The organism is Gordonia sp. (in: high G+C Gram-positive bacteria) (assembly GCF_012515855.1).
Lineage (GTDB): Bacteria > Actinomycetota > Actinomycetes > Mycobacteriales > Mycobacteriaceae > Gordonia.
The window spans coordinates 1-4,500 of sequence record NZ_JAAYXO010000055.1 but is presented as its reverse complement, the minus strand read 5'-3'; the positions used below and the strand labels follow the sequence as shown (position 1 = coordinate 4,500).

Here is a 4,500-nt window from a genome sequence, read left to right as displayed (position 1 = left end):
TTCCTCGGCAAGCGCATCGGTCGGCGCGAGATCACCCTCGCGGCGCTGTACGTGCTGGTGATGCCCACGCTGGTGCTCACCGGAACCGCGATCACCGTGCTGCTCGGGTCGACGCCCGACGTGCTCGGCAACGACGGCCCCCGCGGCAGCGCCGAGGCCGCCCACGGATTCAGCGAGGTCCTCTACGCCTTCGCGTCGGCATCCAACAACAACGGCAGCGCGTTCGGCGGGCTTACCGCCACCAGTGACTGGCTGCAGATCTCCCTGGGTCTGGCCATGCTCTTCGGCCGATTGCTGCCGATCGTCCTGGTGCTGTCGCTGGCCGGATCGCTGGCTCGGAAGCGCCCCAAGGACGACGAGAAGCAGGCCGCAGCGCTGCCGACCAGCGGCCTCCTCTTCGGCGGACTGCTCCTCGGCACCACGCTGCTGGTCGCCGGACTCACCTTCTTCCCGGCCATGGCGCTGGGCCCGATCGCGGAGGCACTCTCATGACCGCAACCACCACCCGAGAACCGCTCGCTCGCGAGGAGAATCTCGCCGGAAGCGGCGTGTTCGACGTGAAACAATTGGCGTCGTCGTTGCCGCAGGCCCTGCGGAAGCTGAGCCCGCGTGATCAAGCGCGCAACCCCGTCGTCTTCGTCGTCTACCTCGGCGCCATCGCATCCACTGTGCTGGCCGTCCTGACCCCGTCGGTGTTCGCATGGGTCATCGTCGCGTGGCTGTGGTTCACCGTGATCTTCGCCGGGCTGGCCGAAGCCGTCGCCGAGGGGCGCGGTCGCGCCCAGGCCGACAGCCTCCGAAAGGTGAAGCGCGACACCGTCGCCCGCGTGCTCGACGACGACGGCACCGTCACCGAGATGCCGGGCTCCGACCTCACCGTCGGCATGCGCATCGTGGTGGAGGCCGGCGAGACGATTGCCGGTGACGGCGACGTGATCGAGGGCATCGCGACGGTCGACGAGTCGGCCATCACCGGCGAATCCGCGCCGGTGGTCCGCGAGTCGGGCGGCGACCGCTCGGCCGTCACCGGCGGCACCGTGGTGCTCTCGGACCGGATCGTCGTGCGGATCACCGCCGAGCCGGGAAGCACGTTCGTCGACCGGATGATCGCGCTCGTCGAGGGCGCCTCGCGCAAGAAGACGCCCAACGAGATCGCACTCAACATCCTGCTGGTCGCGCTCACCCTGATCTTCCTGCTCGCGGTGCTGGCGATCGGACCGATGCAGGGGTACGCGGGGGAGGCGGCCGATCCGGTGAAGCTGATCGCCTTGCTGGTCTGCCTGATTCCGACCACCATCGGCGCCCTGCTGTCGTCGATCGGCATCGCGGGCATGGACCGACTGGTGCAGCGCAACATCCTGGCGATGTCCGGGCGCGCGGTGGAGGCCGCCGGTGACATCGACACCTTGCTGATGGACAAGACCGGCACCATCACCTTCGGCAACCGACGCGCCACCGCATTCCATCCGGCCGAGGGGGTCGACGCCGACGAGCTGGCGCGGATCGTTTACCGCTGCAGTCTGGCCGACGAGACGCCGGAGGGTCGCAGCATCATCGACCTCGCGCGCGAGCAGTTCGCCGTGACGATCGACGCCGCCCTCTCCTCAAATGCCGGAGCCACCGTGGTCCCGTTCACCGCGCAGACCCGGATGAGCGGCGTCGACGTCGACGAGCACGGCCGGACCGTCAGCTACCGCAAGGGTGCGGCCGACGCCGTCGAGAACTGGAGCGGGCCGCTGACCGGGCAGGTGCGCGGTGTGGTCGACGAGATCTCCACGCGGGGCGGCACTCCACTGGTGGTAGCCACGAAGTCCGGGCTGCGGTCGCAGGTGCTCGGCGTCGTCGAACTGTCGGACGTGGTGAAGCCGGGGATGGCCGAACGCTTCGCGCAGATGCGGGCGATGGGCATCCGCACGGTGATGGTGACCGGCGACAATCCGCTCACCGCCAAGGCCATCGCGGCGGAGGCCGGTGTCGACGACTTCATCGCGCAGGCGACGCCCGAGGACAAGCTGGCGCTGATCCGCAAGGAGCAGTCGGGCGGACGACTGGTCGCGATGACCGGCGACGGCACCAACGACGCACCCGCGCTGGCGCAGGCCGACGTCGGGCTGGCGATGAACACCGGGACCATGGCCGCCAAGGAGGCGGGCAACATGGTGGACCTCGACTCCGACCCGACCAAGCTCATCGAAGTAGTCGCGATCGGCAAACAACTACTGATCACCCGGGGCGCGTTGACCACCTTCTCGCTGGCCAACGACCTCGCGAAGTACTTCGCGATTCTGCCCGCGCTGTTCGCGTCGACGTATCCGCAGCTCGACACGCTCAACATCATGCGGCTGCACTCGGCGCAGTCGGCGATCGTCTCGGCGGTCATCTTCAACGCGCTGATCATCATCGCGCTGATCCCGCTGTCGCTGAAGGGTGTCCGATACCGGGCGGCCGCGGCGTCCGACCTGTTGCGACGCAACCTGCTGCTCTTCGGCGTCGGCGGTGTGGTGACCCCGTTCATCGGGATCTGGCTGATCGATCTAGTAGTCCGGCTGCTGCCGGGGATGGGGTGAGGACATGAAGAACTTCGCCAGTGGTTTCGCGAGGCAGTGCATGGTGGGGCTGCTGTCGCTGATCGTGCTCACGGTGGTCGTGGGCGTGTTGTACCCGGTCGCGGTGTGGGGCGTCTCGCGCATCAACACGACGGGCGCCGAGGGCTCCTTCGTCACGACGCAGAGCTGCACCGTCTCGGACAACCTCGGCGTGGACCCGCAGGTCCCCGCCGGGCAGCCCGACCCGTTCCTGCACACGCGGGTGGCCGGCGGTGTCGACGACCCGATGGCGCCCGGCGACCCGGCGTCGTCGGGCGCCAGCAACCTGGGCCCCAACAGTCCGGAGCTGGTCGAGATCGTGACCGCGCGTCGCGCGATCATCGCCGCGCGCGAAGGCGTGACGCCTGCGCAGGTCCCGTCGGACGCCGTCTCCGGATCGGGTTCGAACCTCGATCCGGAGATCAGCCCGGCGTATGCGGCCCTGCAGATTCCGCGGATCGCGCGGGTGACGGGATTGCCGACTGCGCGAGTGCGGGAGATCGTCGAGGCGAACACCAGCGGCCGTCAACTGGGCTTTCTCGGCGAGCCGCGGGTCAATGTCCAACAGGTGAACCGTGACCTCGGTGTCGGCGCCCAGCACTGCCGATAGCATCGGCGGCATGCCCGACACCGAGGGACCGCGCGGTCAGCTGGAAGTGTTTCTCGGCTGTGCCCCCGGCGTCGGCAAGACCTTCGAGATGCTCGAGCAAGCCCGGGGGCTGCAGAACGAAGGCGTCGACGTGGTGGTCGGCGTCGTCGAATCGCACGGGCGGGCGGCGACCGCAGCCCTGGTGGAGGGACTCGAGGTGATCCCCCGCAAGGCGGTGGATCACCGCGGGACCGTGCTCTACGAAATGGATCTCGACGCGATTCTGGCGCGGCGACCGGCGGTGGTGCTGGTGGACGAGCTCGCACACAGCAACGCGCCCGGCCTGCGGCACGACAAGCGGTGGCAGGACATCGACGAGTTGCTCGGCGCGGGCATCGATGTCCTCTCCACGGTCAACATCCAGCACCTGGAGAGCCTCGGCGACGTGGTCGCACAGATCACCGGGGTCACGCAACGTGAGACCGTTCCCGACGACGTGGTGCGTGCCGCCGATCAGATCGAGCTGGTCGACATCGAGCCGCGGGCCCTGCGCCAGCGATTGGAGCAGGGCAAGGTCTACTCCGCCGAGCGGGTCGACGACGCCCTCGCCAACTTCTTCCGGCAGGGCAACCTCACGGCGCTGCGGGAACTGGCGTTGCTGTGGCTGGCCGACCGCGTCGACGACAAGCTGGCCGCCTATCGGGCTGCCAACGCGATCACCGACACCTGGGAGGCACGCGAACGGGTGGTGGTCTCGGTGACCGGCGGTCCGGAGTCGGCATCGCTGATCCGGCGAGCCAGTCGGATCGCGTCGCGGTCGAGCGCCGAGCTGCTGGTGGTCCACGTGGTCCGCGGCGACGGCCTGGCCGAGCGCGGGGACGTCGACCTGACGGCCCTGCGCGCCCTCGCGACCAGTGTCGGCGCCGGGGTCTACTCGGTGGTCGGCGACGACGTCCCGCAGACCCTGTTGGAGTTCGCCCGCGCGATGAACGCCACCCAGCTGGTGCTCGGCACGTCGCGGCGGTCGCGCTGGCAGCGGCTGTTCGACGAGGGCGTCGGCGCGGCGGTGGTCCGCGACAGCGGTCGGATCGACGTTCACATGGTGACCCACGAGCGTGCGGGCGTCCGCCGCAAGCTCGACATTCGACAGACGCGGTTCCACCGGCCGGGCAGCTGGATCATCGCGGTGCTGGCACCGTTGGCGTTGACCGGGGTGCTGAGCCTGATCGGTCCGCTGATCGGGTTCGGCAGTCAGACGGCGCTGTTCTTCGTGGTGGTGCTGGCGGTGGCGATGCTCGGCGGCGTGGTGCCCGCCGCGCTGTCCGC

General features: G+C 69.2%; 4 protein-coding genes. All 4 read left to right on the top strand.

Annotation, left to right across the window (positions count from 1 at the left end):
- Positions 1-492, top strand: a 492-nt coding sequence (locus GX543_RS03455) for a potassium-transporting ATPase subunit KdpA (RefSeq protein ID WP_290849806.1), incomplete at its 5' end; no start/stop codon positions are given.
- Complete coding sequence (gene kdpB, locus GX543_RS03450) at positions 489-2,567, top strand: potassium-transporting ATPase subunit KdpB (protein ID WP_290849805.1); 2,079 nt, start codon at positions 489-491, stop codon at positions 2,565-2,567. The genes GX543_RS03455 and kdpB, both read left to right, overlap by 4 nt.
- 4 nt (positions 2,568-2,571) lie before the next feature.
- The gene (locus GX543_RS03445) at positions 2,572-3,195 is read left to right on the top strand and encodes a potassium-transporting ATPase subunit C (protein WP_290849802.1); all 624 of its coding nucleotides are present in this window, start codon (positions 2,572-2,574) and stop codon (positions 3,193-3,195) included.
- A gap of 10 nt (positions 3,196-3,205) precedes the next feature.
- The coding region (locus tag GX543_RS03440; protein WP_290849800.1) for a universal stress protein at positions 3,206-4,500 on the top strand (1,295 nt) is incomplete at its 3' end.